Genomic DNA, 15,420 nt, shown 5'->3' with positions numbered 1-15,420 from the left:
AAAATTATAGCAAAAATTAAATAAAGATTTATTCCAAATAGGTTTTTTTAGGGAATATGATAACCATAACCATAAAGATAACAATACTAAACATGACATAGCCCACAAACCCCCATTCAAAACCATGTTGTTTGAATTGCAACGCTACATAACTCGCACTCCCTCCAAAAAGCGCATTCGCAATCGCATAGGCTAAACCCACGCCAAGCGCTCGCACATGTTCAGGGAATAATTCCGCTTTAACAACCCCAGCAATGCAAGTGTAAAAACTCATCGCGCTCAATGCAAGCATTTCATAAAATAGGGCTTCATACACGCCACTAGCATGCTTGATGCCATAAAAGACAACGGGCGTTATAATAAGCCCTGCGATAGCAAAAACCATCAGCATTTGGGTGCGCTTGATTTTATCAGCCAGCATTCCGCACAAGGGTTGTAAGAAGATAAAATAAGAGAGCGCTAAAAGCATGATAAAACTGCTTTCTTTAGGGCTGAATGATGAGCTGTTGGTTAAAAAGATTTTTAAATACACCGTAAAAGTATAAAAACACAAACTCCCTCCCATAGTTAGCCCAAAGACGATCATTAAGGCTTTTTTATGGTTGAGTAATTCCTTCAAACTGCCTCTTTGGGTTTTTTCTTTAATAGTGGTTTTAAAAGTTGTTTGACCATCCATAGTTTCTTCCATGATATTTCTTAAAAAGAGCGAGAGCAAGGCTAATATACCCCCTAAAGCGAATAAATAACGCCAAGCAAACGCGCTGATTTGCTCATGCGTGTAGATATTTTCAACGATAAAGAGTGAAAAAATAGCTAAGAGTTGCCCTCCCACTAAAGTTGCATATTGAAAAGAACCATAAAAACCTTTTTTGCCGTTCTTGCCTAATTCAGAGAGGTAAGTAGCGACCACGCCATATTCTCCTCCCACGCTAAAGCCTTGTAAAAGCCTGGCTAATAATAAAAACAAGAACGCCCATTCCCCTACGATTTCTTTAGTGGGGAGCAATGCGAGCAAAAAAGAGCCTAGCGCCATAAGGATAACGGAATACACCATAGAAGTTTTACGCCCCTTTTTATCCCCCAATTTACCAAAAAACAAACTCCCCAAAGGGCGCATGAAAAACCCTAGCATGAAAACTAAAAAAGCTGAGATTAGCGCTAAAGTGGGGTCATTAGTGTGGGTAAATTCCTTAGCAAAATAAGGCGCTAAGAAGGCATAAGTGTAAAAGTCATACCATTCTACTAAATTACCTGAACTAGCGGCTAAAAGGGATCTTAAGGGTTTTTTGGTGGCGGGTTGGGTTTGGGGGTTCATGGCTATCCTTGAATACGAAATTTTTAGGTAATTTTACTAGGAGTTAGGGAAACCACAGATAATATTTGATTAATAGATGAAAGGTTGGTATCGTTTGTATCATTGAGAAAAGTTTTTTAAAAATTAAAAATAATGTTTGCTAATATCCAATGAAAACAAAGCCTAAAAGTTTTGCAAAATCTCTCTGTTGCCTTTGGCGTTTCTTGGGGATAAAAAGCCTTGAGCTTCTAATTCGTCCGTAATGGTAGCGGCTTGGTTGTAGCCGATTTTTAATTGGCGTTGTAAAAAACTCGTAGAAGTGATCTTTTTTTCTAAAATCACCGCTTTGGCCCTTTCTAAAATGTCATCGCCTTGATAGTTAGGGGTGTCTAAAGGCATGCGCGATTCTTCTAGCAAAAAATCTTTATCGTATTCCACTTCTTTTTGGGCTTTAATAAAATCCACGATTTTTTTGATTTCATCTTCAGTGGCAAAGGGGGCATGCAAGCGCACTAACCCGTTTGTTCCTGGGGGGGTAAAGAGCATATCGCCCCTTCCTAGCAAGCTTTGCGCCCCATCGGTGTCTAAAATCACTTTAGAATCAATCTTAGTGCCTACCCTAAAACTCACCCTTGAAGGCAAGTTGGTTTTAATCAAGCCGGTTACAACATCCACGCTTGGGCGTTGGGTCGCTACAATGAGGTGCAAGCCGCTCGCGCGCCCCATTTGAGCGATCCTAGCGATAGGAAACTCCGCTTCTTTGCCTCCTGTCATCATCAAATCCGCTAATTCATCAATCACCACAATCAAATAGGGGAACGCTTCAACGCCATTATTTTCCGCCTGCTCGTTATAAGAATCAATGGTTTTAACCTTGTATTCGCTCATTAAAGAATATCGGCGCTCCATTTCTTTAGCCACGCTTTGTAAAGCCCCGATAGCTTTTTTAGGGTCGGTGATAATGGGCGTGAGTAAATGAGGGATGTCCGCATAAATGCTAAATTCTACCATTTTGGGATCGATCATCACTAATTTGAGCTGATCGGGGGGGTTTTTATAAAGTAAGGATAAGATCATCGCATTCACGCCCACGCTCTTACCGCTTCCTGTCGTGCCGGCGATGAGCAAGTGGGGGAGCTTTTTTAAATCCGTGATGAAAGGGTTACCCACAATGTCTTTGCCTAAAGCTAGAGTTAAGGGCGAGCTGGATTTTTGAAACAATTCGCTCTCTAAAATTTCTCTTAAATAAATAATTTGGCTTTGGCTGTTAGGGATTTCAATGCCAACGACATCTTTACCCTTAATAGGGGCTTGAATGCGAATGGATTCAGCGCATAAAGTCATCGCTAAATCATCGCTCAAGCCTAAAATGCGACTCACCTTAACATTAGGGGCTGGGCGGAATTCAAAAGTGGTTACAATAGGGCCTGAATAAGTGCGGATAATATCGCCATCAATTTTAAAGGTGCGCAGTTTGCTCAATAAATCCTGGATTTTTTGGTCAATCTCGTTTTCATCTAAAGAAGTGTCTTTCAAACAAAGCGCATTCAATAATTGCGTTGCGGGAAGCTCATAATCTTTGGGTTTTTCTACTTCGCCATAATCCAATCCGTCTAATATCTCTTTATTTTCGCTCAATTCTTTAACCATAACGGGTTTTTTAGCGCTAGTGGGGGTTAGTGGGCTAAAGTTTGGAGCGTTCTCTGTTTCTCTTTTTTCTTCTTTGAGATTTTCTTTTATCGTTTCTTCTATCATTTCTTTTTGCGCGTTTTCTTGTAGGCTTTCTTCTTTTTTTGGGTGGTTTGGGGCTTTGTGTTTTTCTGTGTTGTTGTCATTTTCTGTGTTGGGTGCAAGTGTGGGCATGATGGGTTTGGGCGTGGCAGGTTTGGACATAGTAGGAGCAAGAGTTTCTTTTGTAGGCGTGGGTTCTCTTTCTTTAGTTTCTTGTTTAATTTCTTTTAAAGTGGGGTTAGTGGGGTTAGAAAAATCATCAAATCGGTTTTTTTTAGGGTAAATGGTGTAATGGGTAGGGGGGTGGGAGGAGATTTGGACTAAGCCTTCTTGCGGCTCTAGAGCGTTTAAAGTCGTGTTATAGGGGGTAGGGATCGCTAAAAACGATTCTTCGTTAGGGGTTTTGTGATTTTCATCAATAGGGTTTTCTTTGCGGTTTTCTTTATCGTTTTTGGTTTCTTTTTTTTGAATATCTGATAGGGTGTTTTCAAAACTCTCTTTTTTTGGGCTAAAATTAGGGCTAAAGGCTTGTAAGCATTGTTTATAAACCTCTTTTAAAAGGTTTTGCGTTTTGTTCATATAAGGATAAAAAACGCTTTTAGGGGGCAGTTTGAATAAAATCAAATAAGAAATAACTACCATAAGCATTATAAGCGCATAAAGCCCAAAGTCCCCTATAAAAGGGCGTAAAAACAAACGCGCGCTGTTACCGATTTCCCCTTGATCCAACAGACTAGATTGCAAAAAAAGCAAAGATAAAATGCCTAATAGATGCCCTAAAGTTTTTTCTAAAACGATTTCTGTAAAAGGGTTTTTAGTCTTGTATAAAAGGAATAAAACCCACGCTAAATAGGGTAAATTAACCAATGAAAGATACCCAAAATATTTTTTATTGATTGCGGCAAACCACACCCCAAAACGCCCCACTAAACCGCTATTACCTAGCCATGAAGATAGGGTTAAAAACGCTAATAAAACCCCTATGATTAAAGCTAAATAAAGTTTTTTAGATTTCATCGGTTGCACATGTCTTTAAAAGAGCAATATTCACAATCTTTAGCCTCTAAAGTTTTTTCAAAATCAATTTCTTGTTTGAGCTTGGGGATAAGAGAAAATTCCAAATGATCCATTTTAGCCTGCAAAGTAAGCTCGTCTTCTTCTACTAGTTCGCCCTTTCTTAAATCATAAAAAAAGGCTTTTATAGGCCCTTTGTAACCCAGATTTTTAAGGGCAAACGCATAGATGGCCATTTGATAATCAGCACTTATTTGAGCGATTTCTATGGGGCTTAAGCCTTCTCTTTGTGTTTTACTCATGTTGTCTAATTTCAACTCGCTTTTGAATTTGTAATCCAATAAAATCATCTCATTGTCAGCCGTTTTGTCAATCCTGTCTATACGCCCTTTAAACACAACGCCTTGAATGGTCGTTTCAAAGCTTTTTTCAAGATCAAGGATTTTGATTTTTGCCTTAAAGCGTTCTTTTTCTTTAAGATAAAAAGCCTGGATTTTTTTGAGCGCTATAAGAGTGTCTAAACGCTCTTTAGGGGTAATGTTTTCTCTTGTTTCTAAGAGCTGAATGAGCCTTTCTTCTAATGCATAGGGGTTTTTATCCTTTTCATAAGCTTCTTTTAAAAATTCATGGAGCAAACTGCCTATAGTGCTATTATTTTCATCTTTAGGGCTTTCTTTGAATCGCTTAATGTAGTGGTAGTAAAAACGGCGTTTGCAAGTTAAAAAAGCGTTCAATGAGCTAGCGCTAAAGCTAAAATCTTTAGGGATAGTGGCTTGGATTTCTTCTTCTTGGTAGTCTTTTAAAGGGGTTGATTCAAAAAGCGTGTAAGCGTCTTTGATAGGCTCTATATGCAAATTTAATTCTAAAAGCATGTTAGAAACTTTTGAAGTTTCGCTCTCTATATAAGAAAGTGCCATTTCTTTAGAGTTTTTAAAGAGCTGGTAGTAATAATGTTTTTGCAAATTTTTCTTATCTAATAAAGTGGGGAGGTTGAGCGATTTTCTTAAAGCAGAGTTCAAAAACAAATCGCAATCTTTAAGGCTTGGCACGCAAGTTTCATTGAAATCCACAATAACGATTTTATCAAATTGCATGCCCCTTGTCTCTAAAGTGTCCATGACTCGTATTTTGCCCCCGCTAGAATCGTCTAAGCGGAAATTGGCTTCAAATTCTTGCAAATACAAATGCAACAAATCTTTAAGGCTGTAGTTTTTAAGCGTGTCTTTTAAAAGATGATACTGGTGCATGATTTGAGAATGCGCTTCTTTCAAGGGTGCTTTTTCTTTAGAACTTTGTTGTTCTAAAAGCGGGAGCGTGAGGTTTTCCAAATCCAATAAAGGCGATGCGCTCAAACCAAAACCGCTCGTTTCCAAATCTTCTAAGATTTTGACAAGCTCTGTATAATAAGGGCTGTTTTTAGCCCCTAATCCCATCGCAAAATTCAAATTGTTGTTTTTGTCTAAGAGTTTTAAAAAAGGTAAAAAATCCGCATTAGGCGTGATGATCGCCATTTTATTAGGGTCGTTATCTTTTTGCAAATACTCTTCTATGGTTTGTAAAACTAAAGCACCTTGTTTTAAATAACTGGAGTTAGCATAAAGTTTTGGCTTTATTTTTTGGCGCTTGGGCGTTTGGGAGAGGATCTTTTGGGTTTTAAAATCAATACAATAATCGCAATCTGTCTCTAATTTGAGATTCAAAAATTCCAAAAATTTTTGGTTGTATTTATCGCAAGATAGATGTAAAGTGATAGGCACTAACTCGGCTACTTCTAACAGGCATTGCCTTTCAAAAACGCTCATAAAGCCGTCTAAATGCCATTCAATGGAGGAAAAATGCTCAAAAAATTCTTTTAAAATGGTGGGCTTTTCTTGCATGATTTTGTCATAAAAGCCTAATTCTTCTAGCTTTTTAATATAGCGGTTATAAATCATTTCTAAGACTTCTAAATGCTTTTCATAATCCAAGTAAATGTCTTTAGAAGAAAGCTCATTGAGTTTGATACAAGCAGAGCTTAACTCATCAAACAAATCAAACAAAAAAGAAGTGCTTTCCAAATACCCCAAAAAGCTGTTTTCAAAAAGTAAAAGCCCTTCAAGAATGGATTTTTTTTCTTTAGCGATAGCTTTAATAGTGTCTATCATTAAAATTTGGCGCACGCTGTTAGGGATTTTCTTTTTATTAGGGATGTAAAAAGCCTGTTCAAAAAAATTCCCCATGCTCATTGCGTTAGGCAAAAACCCTTCGCCTTGCTCTAAATAAAAATGTTTTAAACGCCTGGTGGAGCTAAAAACAAATAGGGGGGTTTTTTCTAAAAAAAGTTTTTCTAAGTTCATGCGTGGAGTAATCTTTTAGCTTGAGCGGTGATGTTTTCAACGCTAAAGCCAAATTTTTCAAAGAGTTTATCGCCCTTTGCTGAGCTCCCAAAAGAATCCATGCCAATGATTTTATCCGCAAAACGATACCACTCTATCGCACGGCTCGCTTCAATCACTAAAACCTTACCCTTAAAGAGTTCTTTAAGATAGTTTTCATCTTGCTCTATCAATAAATCAAAGCAAGGTGCACTCACCACTTGAGTGGGGATATTTTCTCGCTCTAAAATCTTAGTGCTCTCTAAAGCTAAAGAGACCTCGCTCCCGCTCGCAACAAGCGTGATAATGGGATCTTTAGAGTGGTGTTTAACATACGCCCCTTTTAAAACCTGCTCTTTAGAAACCTCATCAAGCACGGGCAAATTCTGGCGCGATAAAATAAGAGCGCTAGGAGCGTTCAAACTTAACGCTATTTGCATGCAAGCCGTATTTTCAAAAGCATCGCTAGGCCTGAAAGTGTAGAAATTGGGCAAAGCGCGTAAATGGCTCAATTGCTCTATGGGTTGGTGCGTCGCCCCATCTTCGCCCACGCCAATGCTGTCATGCGTAAAGATAAAAAGGGCTTTTAGTTTCATTAAAGCGCTCAAACGAATGCTAGGCATCAAGTAATCGCTAAACACAAAAAAGGTCGCGCAAAAAGGCACAAACAAGCCATACGCTGCTAAAGCGTTAGTGATAGCCCCCATGGCATGCTCTCTGATCCCAAAATGCAAGTTTTGCCCTAAAGGGAAATCGCCAGAGTGTTTTAATTGCGTGTTATTAGAGGGGGCTAAATCCGCGCTCCCCCCTAAAAAGCCCTCGCATTCTTTAGCGATAGCGTTTAAAATCATGCCGTTACTCACTCTCGTGGCTAGAGATTCGCCTTTTTTGAAAACGGGGTAATTGATGGCACTAAAATCAAAATTCTTTAACACATGGATCTTTTCTTTTGCTTTAGGGCTTAAGGATTTTTCCCATAAGGCTTCTAAACTAACGCCCCTAACTTTCACTTCTTCAAAATGCATTTTGTTTTTTGGGCTAATGATAAAGCTTTCATCAGGGTTGATTTGAGCGTTTTCTTTGGATTGTTTTAACACTTCTTTATTTAAGGGTGAGCCATGCGTTTTTTCACTCCCCTCTAAGCCAATAGCCCCCTTACCAATAATCGTATGAGCGATTAAAAGCGTGGGTTTGGTGGATTTTTTGGCTTCTTCTAAAGCGTTATGAATCGCTTGATAGTCATGCCCATCGCATTCTAGAACTTCCCAATTTTGCGCCAAAAAACGCATCTTAACCTGTTCGCTAAAACTAATATTAATAGCGCCTTCAATGCTGATCTGGTTGCTGTCATAAATCACAATGAGGTTGTTTAGGTTGAGGTGCCCGGCTAAAGAAGCGCTCTCATAACTAATGCCTTCTTGCAAATCCCCATCCCCACACAAGCAATAGATTTTATGAGAAATGGCTTCTTTGTCTAAAAGGTTTTGAGCGTATTGACTCGCCATGCTAAAGCCCACAGCGTTAGCAAAACCTTGCCCCAAAGGCCCGGTCGTGATCTCAATGCCTTCGGTGTGGTGCAATTCGGGGTGTCCTGGGGTTTTAGAGTGTAATTGCCTGAAACATTTTAAATCTTCTAGGCTCAAATCAAAGCCCCACAAATGCAACAAACTATACGCTAACGCGCTCGCATGCCCTCCGCTAAAAACCAGCCTGTCTCTGTTGAGCCATTTAGGGTTGGTGGGGTTTAGGTTTAAGTGCAAGCTTAAAACCACCATCACATCAGCTAGTCCCAAGCACACGCCCGGATGCCCGCTATTAGCCCTATCTATCATGTCCGCACACAAAAAGCGTAGCGTGTTGGCCATGCTTTTTAATCGTTCTAAGTCAGCGTTACTCAATTGCATCAAATTTTTCCATTTTTAAGGTTTTTAAAAGCCATTTTAACACAAATTATCTCAAAATCTCTTTGGCTCTTAAGATGTCTTGTTGGATCTGATTTTTAAGCTCTTTTAACGAAGAAAAGCGCATGTTGTCTCGTATTTTTTGAACCAAACGCAAAGCGATTTCTTTAGGCGGGTTTTCTATGATGGTATCAAGGACATGGCATTCTATGGCGAAGTTTTGATCCGTGCTTAAGCGGTTGCCTATAAAACTCACGCTTTTTTGATAAATTGGATCTTTTATTTTCACTAAACTCGCATACACCCCAAAACTAGGGAGGATAAAATCTTTAGTTTTGATATTTAAAGTAGGCGCTAATTCTTTATGCCCTAAGCCTTGATCGCTAATGACTTCCCCGCACACTTCATAAGGCCTGCCTAAGAGCTTGTTAGCCAAAGATAAGTCGCCATGACTTAAGGCTAGTTTGATGGTTTTAGAATGCACGCTAATCTCTTTTATTTTCACTTCAGGCACAATAATGGTTTTTTCAAAACGCTCTTTTAAAAATAAAGCGTCATTTTGCCTCTCATGCCCAAACCTAAAATCATAGCCCACGACCAGGCGTTCTAAATGGGGGAATTTCTTTTTTAAAAGATCTAAAAATTCTAAAGCGTTTAATGGCGAAATCTCTTCTAAATACACAAAAAATAAAGGCATGCCCACGAGTTTAGCGCGGTATTTTAGGGGGGTTAAATAGCCTTTAGTGTAATGTTTTTTTTCTATGATTAAAAGGGCTTTGGGATCTTTTAATTCCTTAAAAAGGGCTTGATGCCCTAGATGCAAGCCATCAAATTTACCGATAGCCAGGCTTTTAATTTTAGGCTCGCTTGAAATGGATAAAAAATTCAACATTCCCGTTTTTCCCTTTCACTAAGCTTTCTTGGATCTTTAAGATTTGAAAATCCTTTGTTTTTAAATGGTTTTTAAAGTTTTCTAAAGCGTTTAAAATGGCTTCTTTATCCACCACCACCCCCTTTTTATTGCGTTTTGTCGCTCTGCCCACTTCAAATTGCGGTTTGAAAAGTGTTAAAAATTCATCGCTTAAAGGCAAAATCGCTTCTAAAATACAATATAAGGAAATAAAGCTCACATCACAAAGCGCTAAATCAATTTTTTCTGGCGTTTTAAACCCTCTAATATCGCATTCTTCATAACATTCTATGCGCTTGTCTTGTTTCAAACTTTCATCTAATTGCATTTTCCCCACATCCACGCAAAGCACCTTTTTAGCCCCTTTTAAAAGAGCCACTTCACTAAAGCCCCCTTTGCTCGCTCCCACATCTAAAACCACCTTTTTTTTAAAATCCACGAAATGGGTTTCTAAAAAAGCCACTAATTTTTCCCCAGCCCTGCTAACGAATAGATTTGTAGCGATGAGTTCAATCTTATCGCTCTCCCTCACCATAAAAGAGGGTTTAGAAACCACCATTTTATTGACTAAAACCTGATTTTTTAAAACCAACGCTTTAGCTTTTTCTCTGCTATTCACTAAATGCTGGTTGAATAAAGCGTAATCTAAGCGCATTAAAATTGAGGTAAGGGGACTTGATAAGCGAAATTAAAAACAATCTTGCCTAAACTATAGGCATCAAGCTCTAGTTTGGCTTCTTGCACCGCTAAATAATCCAATTTGTCAAAAGCGAGTAAAAAGGCTCTGCTCCAGCGATTCGTGGTTTCTAAAATGCCATCAAATTCATCTTTTGTGATTTCTCGCACCCATAAAGGCTCTTTTCCTATAGGTTTTGTGCCAAAAAGTTCATAAGAAATATAGCCATCATCAATCCAATCGTTATTTTGCGTGAAAATCTCCACTAAAAAATACTCATGGTCATAGTAAGTGCCGCTATCCACATCGTTTAAATGCGTAGCGATAGCCGTGATGATAGGCACATTATTTTGGGTGATTTCGCCTTTTCTGCTGGCTTGGATCTTTTTTTCTAAAATGAGATCCGGCGTGTAAGTGTCTTCATTAAAATTGCTCACACACCCTAAACAAAAGAATAAAAACACCAGAAGCGTTGAGAGATTTTTCAAGCCCATTCCTTGCTAAAACCCATGCCATTTTTAGCTAAAATAAAGTCTATATTATAACTAAAAGGGGGTTTTATGCCAAAAAAATGCCGACACTTGCTCCAAACCAGCGATTTAAGCCTGGATGAAATCAAGCTTTTATTAAAAAAAGCGAGCGTTTATGCGAACGATTTTAACGCCGTATCTTTAGAAACAAAAGAAAAAATGCAAAATAAAATCATCGTGGCTTTATTTTTTGAAAATTCCACCCGAACGGTGTCTAGTTTTGAAATCGCAAGCTTGAGGTTGGGGGCAAAAATCGTGAAATTAAACATGCAAACAAGCTCCGCTTCAAAGGGTGAAACTCTAACAGACACTTTCAAAAATATCCATGCCATGCAGCCTGATGTTATCATCACACGGCATGCTTTTTCAAGCGCACCTTTTAAATTAGCCGAATTTTCACAATGCCCCTTGATTAACGCAGGAAGCGGCGTAAGCGCTCATCCTACCCAAGCGTTATTAGACTTGCTCACCCTTTATCAGCATTTTGGCAGTTTAGAAAATTTAAAAGGGAAAAAAATCGCTTTCATAGGCGATGTGAAAAATTCCAGAGTGGCTAATAGCAACATTAAATTGCTCCAAAGACTAGGGCTTGAGATCATGCTGTGCGCTCCAAGCTCCATGCTCCCTACCACTTCTTTAAAAACGACGCATAACGTTGAAGAAGCGATAGCATTTGCTGACATCTTAATGAGTTTGAGGACTCAAACCGAACGGCACAACGCACCCATTTTTGCGAGCTTGAAAGATTACGGCAACGCTTATTGCATCACCCAAAAACGCCTAGAGGCTCACGCTAAAAATAAAGAGATCATTATTTTACACCCAGGCCCGGTGCATAGGGATATTGATATAGAAAGCACGGTGTTAGAAGACAAGCGTTCTAAAGTCTTAGAGCAAGTCAAAAATGGCGTGGCAATGCGCATGGCGGTGTTGGAGTTTTTGCTATTAGATTGATTGTCAAACTTAAAAAATGCTTTTTGGCATTTTTTTAAAAAATGGGTTTGGTTGTAAAACGGCACAAAAATCCTACTTTGATTAAATTTTGATTTAATTTCTCTCATTTTATGATGAAACTAAAAAAATTTCGTTATAATCTAGAATAGTTGAGTTAATTAAAAGTAAATAAATAGCTTGATTATACTTCTTTGTTTTTAGATCAGTTAAGAATTGTAGTCTTTAAGATGTATTGGCTATTAAAAGGAAAAAAATGAAAAATAGCGCGCCTTTAAAGAATCAAGTTTTTTGTGGGTTATATGTTTTAAGTTTGAGCGCTTCTTTGCAAGCGTTTGATTATAAAATTGAAGTTTTAGCGGAGTCCTTTTCTAAAGTTGGCTTTAATAAAAAAAAGATTGATATTTCTAGGGGGATTTATCCTACAGAGACTTTTGTAACCGCTGTAGGTCAGGGCAATATTTATGCGGATTTTTTATCTAAAAGCCTTAAAGATCAAGGGCATGTTTTAGAGGGAAAAGTCGGCGGCACGCTAGGAGGGGTCGCTTATGATAGCACGAAATTCAATCAAGGTGGATCGGTTATTTATAACTACATCGGTTATTGGGATGGCTATTTAGGGGGTAAAAGAGCCTTGCTTGATGGCACGAGTATCCATGAATGCGCGCTTGGTTCTGATGGCAAGGTGATTGATTCTATAGCGTGCGGGAACGCTAGGGCTAATAAAATCCGCCGTAATTACTTGATGAATAACGCTTTTTTAGAATACCGCTATAAAGATATTTTTTTAGCTAAAGGAGGGCGTTATCAATCTAGTGCTCCTTACATGAGCTCTTACACGCAAGGTTTTGAAATCAGCGCTAAAGTCAAGGATAAAAATGAGGGGAGTCATAAATTATGGTGGTTTAGCTCATGGGGTAGGGCGTTCGCTTATGGGGAGTGGATTTATGATTTTTACTCTCCAAGAACCGTGATTAAAAACGGGCGCACTTTGAATTATGGTATCCATTTAGTGGATTACACTTATGAAAGAAAAGGGGTTAGCGTTAGCCCTTTTTTCCAATTTTCGCCCGGGACTTATTATAGCCCTGGGGTGGTTGTAGGCTATGATAGTAACCCTAATTTTGATGGCGTGGGCTTTAGATCAGAAACAAAAGCTTATATTTTGCTCCCTGTCCATGCCCCCTTAAAAAGGGATACTTATCGTTACGCTATAAAAGCAGGCACCGCCGGGCAAAGCTTGCTCATTAGGCAACGGTTTGATTACAATGAATTTAATTTCGGGGGAGCGTTTTATAAAGTATGGAAAAACGCAAACGCTTACATCGGCACGACAGGAAACCCCTTAGGCATTGATTTTTGGACCAATAGCGTTTATGATATAGGGCAAGCCTTAAGCCATGTGGTAACCGCTGATGCCATCTCTGGCTGGGTTTTTGGTGGGGGCGTGCATAAAAAGTGGCTGTGGGGGACTTTATGGCGTTGGACTAGCGGCACTTTAGCCAATGAAGCGAGCGCGGCTGTTAATGTGGGCTATAAGATCAGTAAGAGTTTGACAGCGAGCGTGAAGTTAGAATATTTGGGCGTGATGACGCATTCAGGCTTTACGGTAGGGAGTTACAGACCCACGCCCGGCTCTAAAGCGCTTTATTCAGACAGGAGCCATTTGATGACAACCCTTAGCGCTAAATTCTAATCAATCGCTTTAAGCTGTTTATTAAAGCGTTAAAAATCCCCTAATAAAAACACTATAATACAAGTTTAATCAAATCCAAAGGTTAAGCATTTGAAACTCTTTTTCAGGCGTTATTCTAAATACCTTAAAGAGCATTATAAAAGTTTTATAGTGGTTTTATTTTCTTCTTTAGTGGTGGCTTTAAGCACGGCTTGGGGGACTTATTTAGTCAAGCCCACTTTAGATGAAATTTTTATCAATAAAGACACTCACATGCTCAAAATCCTGCCTTTTTTAGTGATTTTGGCGTATTTGGGTAAGAGTGGGGGCATGTATTTAGGCACTTATTTCACCAACTTTATTGGGCTTGATATTGTCAAAAAAATACGCAACACCATGTTAGAAAGCCTTCTCAAAATGGAAATGGATTTTTTTAACAGAACTAAAAAGGGCGAATTGATCGCAAGAATCACCAATGATATAGGTTTGATCAGAGCGAGTTTGTCCAATTACCTTTCAGAGAGCATAAGAGAGGGGCTAACGATTGTCGGGTTAGTGGGGGTGGTGATCTATCAAAGCCCTAAATTAGCGTTAGTGGGGCTAGTGATCATGCCCCTAGCCGCCATTCCTATCAGTAAAATCATTCGTAAGGTTAAAAAACTCGCTAAATCCCACCAAGAGAGTAACGCCAAAATCACCGCTCGTTTGAGTGAAGTCTTTAACAATGTGGAAGCGATTAAAATCTCTAATGGCGAAAAATTAGAGCATAAGGCTTTTGTGAAAGAAAATGAAGCGTTTTTTAAAATCGGCATCAAAAACATCGCCGTGGCTGAAATTTCTTCGCCTTTAATGGAGTTTTTAGGCTCTATCGCTATAGCGCTAGTGATTTATTTAGGGGGGAATGAAGTGATTAGGGGCCATATTAGCGTGGGAGCGTTTTTTTCTTTCATCACGGCCCTTTTTATGCTCTATACGCCGATCAAACGCCTAACTAGGATCGTTTCTAATTTTCAAGAAGCCTTTGTCGCTAGCGACAGGATCCATGAGATTTTAGAAAGAGAGCCGGCTATTGTTGATGGGGAATTAACGCTAGATGACGCTATACACACCATAGAATTTAAAAAGGTATGGCTGGCTTATACGCCAGACAATCAAGAGCGTTATGTTTTAAGCGATATTAGTTTGAAGTTCCAACAAAATGAAATCATCGCTTTAAAAGGCGAAAGCGGGAGCGGTAAAAGCTCATTAGTGAATCTGATCTTACGCCTTTATGAGCCAAGCCAGGGCGAAATTTTCATCAATGATCAAAAAATAGAAAGCATCACTCAAAAATCCTTGAGAGAAAAGATTAGCGTTGTCACTCAAAGGGTGTTTATTTTTAATGGGAGCGTGGCTGAAAATGTGGCGTATGGCTTGGAAATTGATGAGGTAAAAATCAAAGAATGCCTAAAAAAAGCTCAAGCCTTAGATTTTGTGGAAAAAATGCCTCATGGGATAGAGAGTGTTTTAGATGAATTTGGCGCTAATCTTAGCGGCGGCCAACGCCAAAGAATCGCCATTGCAAGAGCTTTGTATAAAGACGCTCAAGTTTTAATCTTTGATGAAGCCACTTCCGCTTTAGACAATCACACAGAAGAGAGCGTCAAACAAAGCATTTTAGAATTGAAACAAAACCGCTTGATCGTTCTCATCTCGCACAACCCAAGCACGCTTAAATTAGCCACCAAGCATGTGAAATTAGAGCATGGGCGTTTGATAGAATGCTAAGGGTTTTAAGCGTTGGTATTGCTTTTATTTTACTAGGGTGTCAGTTTTTCAACAAAACGACTCTCCATTTAAAATATAAAGATTATCCCAAAAACAGCCCTTTAAAAACCGCTTCCACTTTAACCCCCCCTAAAATCTTTTTTAACGCCCAGTTTGTGCCGCCTTTTTACCAAAAAGAATTTAAAAAAGCACTCACCCAACAAATCGCTTATTTTTTAAAAGATAAAAGCGCTTTTACCCTCAATGTTTCAGGCAATGTTTTTTTTTCTTTTGAAGAGAGTCCTAAAGATTTAAAAGCCATTAAAGAAAGGCTTAAAAAGACGATTGAGCCTAACGCTGACCCAAAATCCGTCATGCGTTTTTTAAATCTTCAAGCGAGCTTGATTTTAGAATGCATCCCGCAAACCACTTGCCCGTTTGACACCCTTTTAATCCCCACCGCTTTCAGCGTGCCTGTTTATTACGCTAATCGTTTGGGCGATAACCCCTCTCTTTTTTCCCAAGAGGACAAATCCTATCATAACGCTTTGATCAAAGCCCTTAATAAGGCTTACTATTCTCTTATGGAGGGTTTAGAAAAGCGTTTGAACGCTATAGAAAATGCCGAGTGGCTTTAA

Annotated in this window: 11 protein-coding genes; 4 read left to right on the top strand and 7 right to left on the bottom strand. The window is 39.0% G+C overall.

Translation table 11 applies throughout. The annotated features are described in order from the left end of the window. Nucleotides 1-28: 28 nt before the first annotated feature. The 7 genes from KX581_RS02615 to KX581_RS02585 all read right to left on the bottom strand — a co-directional run bounded on the left by KX581_RS02615 (nucleotide 29) and on the right by KX581_RS02585 (nucleotide 10,374). Nucleotides 29-1,315 carry an MFS transporter gene (locus tag KX581_RS02615; protein ID WP_180503916.1) on the bottom strand — a complete coding sequence of 429 codons (1,287 nt, stop codon included), beginning with the start codon at nucleotides 1,313-1,315 and terminating at the stop codon, nucleotides 29-31. Between the two features lie 162 nt (nucleotides 1,316-1,477). Continuing rightward, nucleotides 1,478-4,042 carry a DNA translocase FtsK gene (locus KX581_RS02610; protein WP_231175504.1) on the bottom strand — a complete coding sequence of 855 codons (2,565 nt, stop codon included), beginning with the start codon at nucleotides 4,040-4,042 and terminating at the stop codon, nucleotides 1,478-1,480. Then, nucleotides 4,039-6,375, bottom strand: a complete 2,337-nt coding sequence (addB, locus tag KX581_RS02605; protein ID WP_231175503.1) for an ATP-dependent deoxyribonuclease AddB — start codon at nucleotides 6,373-6,375, stop codon at nucleotides 4,039-4,041. The genes KX581_RS02610 and addB overlap by 4 nt, the downstream gene beginning before the upstream one ends. Beyond that, nucleotides 6,372-8,297 carry a transketolase gene (tkt, locus tag KX581_RS02600; protein WP_231175502.1) on the bottom strand — a complete coding sequence of 642 codons (1,926 nt, stop codon included), beginning with the start codon at nucleotides 8,295-8,297 and terminating at the stop codon, nucleotides 6,372-6,374. Before tkt ends, addB begins: the two co-directional genes overlap by 4 nt. Nucleotides 8,298-8,343: 46 nt before the next feature. Then, nucleotides 8,344-9,186, bottom strand: coding sequence for a bifunctional riboflavin kinase/FAD synthetase (locus tag KX581_RS02595; RefSeq protein WP_231175501.1), 843 nt, complete (start codon nucleotides 9,184-9,186; stop codon nucleotides 8,344-8,346). Further along, nucleotides 9,152-9,859: a 23S rRNA (cytidine-2'-O)-methyltransferase TlyA gene (tlyA, locus tag KX581_RS02590; protein WP_180503925.1), complete on the bottom strand. Its 708-nt coding sequence runs from the start codon at nucleotides 9,857-9,859 to the stop codon at nucleotides 9,152-9,154. The genes KX581_RS02595 and tlyA overlap by 35 nt, the downstream gene beginning before the upstream one ends. Continuing rightward, nucleotides 9,859-10,374: a hypothetical protein gene (locus tag KX581_RS02585; protein ID WP_000523561.1), complete on the bottom strand. Its 516-nt coding sequence runs from the start codon at nucleotides 10,372-10,374 to the stop codon at nucleotides 9,859-9,861. The genes tlyA and KX581_RS02585 overlap by 1 nt, the downstream gene beginning before the upstream one ends. A 66-nt stretch (nucleotides 10,375-10,440) precedes the next feature. Between KX581_RS02585 and pyrB the strand changes: the two genes are divergently transcribed. The 4 genes from pyrB (at nucleotide 10,441) to KX581_RS02565 (ending at nucleotide 15,420) form a co-directional block, all read left to right on the top strand. Then, nucleotides 10,441-11,364: an aspartate carbamoyltransferase gene (gene pyrB / locus KX581_RS02580; RefSeq protein ID WP_231175500.1), complete on the top strand. Its 924-nt coding sequence runs from the start codon at nucleotides 10,441-10,443 to the stop codon at nucleotides 11,362-11,364. 253 nt (nucleotides 11,365-11,617) lie between these two features. Beyond that, nucleotides 11,618-13,057: an outer membrane beta-barrel protein HofB gene (gene hofB / locus KX581_RS02575; protein WP_231175499.1), complete on the top strand. Its 1,440-nt coding sequence runs from the start codon at nucleotides 11,618-11,620 to the stop codon at nucleotides 13,055-13,057. Nucleotides 13,058-13,147: 90 nt separating this feature from the next. After that, nucleotides 13,148-14,803 (top strand): ABC transporter ATP-binding protein, encoded by a 1,656-nt coding sequence (locus KX581_RS02570; RefSeq protein WP_231175498.1) that lies wholly within the window; start codon nucleotides 13,148-13,150, stop codon nucleotides 14,801-14,803. Continuing rightward, nucleotides 14,797-15,420 carry a neuraminyllactose-binding hemagglutinin family protein gene (locus KX581_RS02565; protein WP_120871692.1) on the top strand — a complete coding sequence of 208 codons (624 nt, stop codon included), beginning with the start codon at nucleotides 14,797-14,799 and terminating at the stop codon, nucleotides 15,418-15,420. Before KX581_RS02570 ends, KX581_RS02565 begins: the two co-directional genes overlap by 7 nt.

The sequence above is a fragment of the Helicobacter pylori genome (assembly GCF_021062735.1).
Classification (GTDB): Bacteria; Campylobacterota; Campylobacteria; order Campylobacterales; family Helicobacteraceae; genus Helicobacter; species Helicobacter pylori_DN.
Note: the sequence above shows the minus strand (reverse complement) of the source record. Positions and strands in the feature narration are given on the sequence as shown.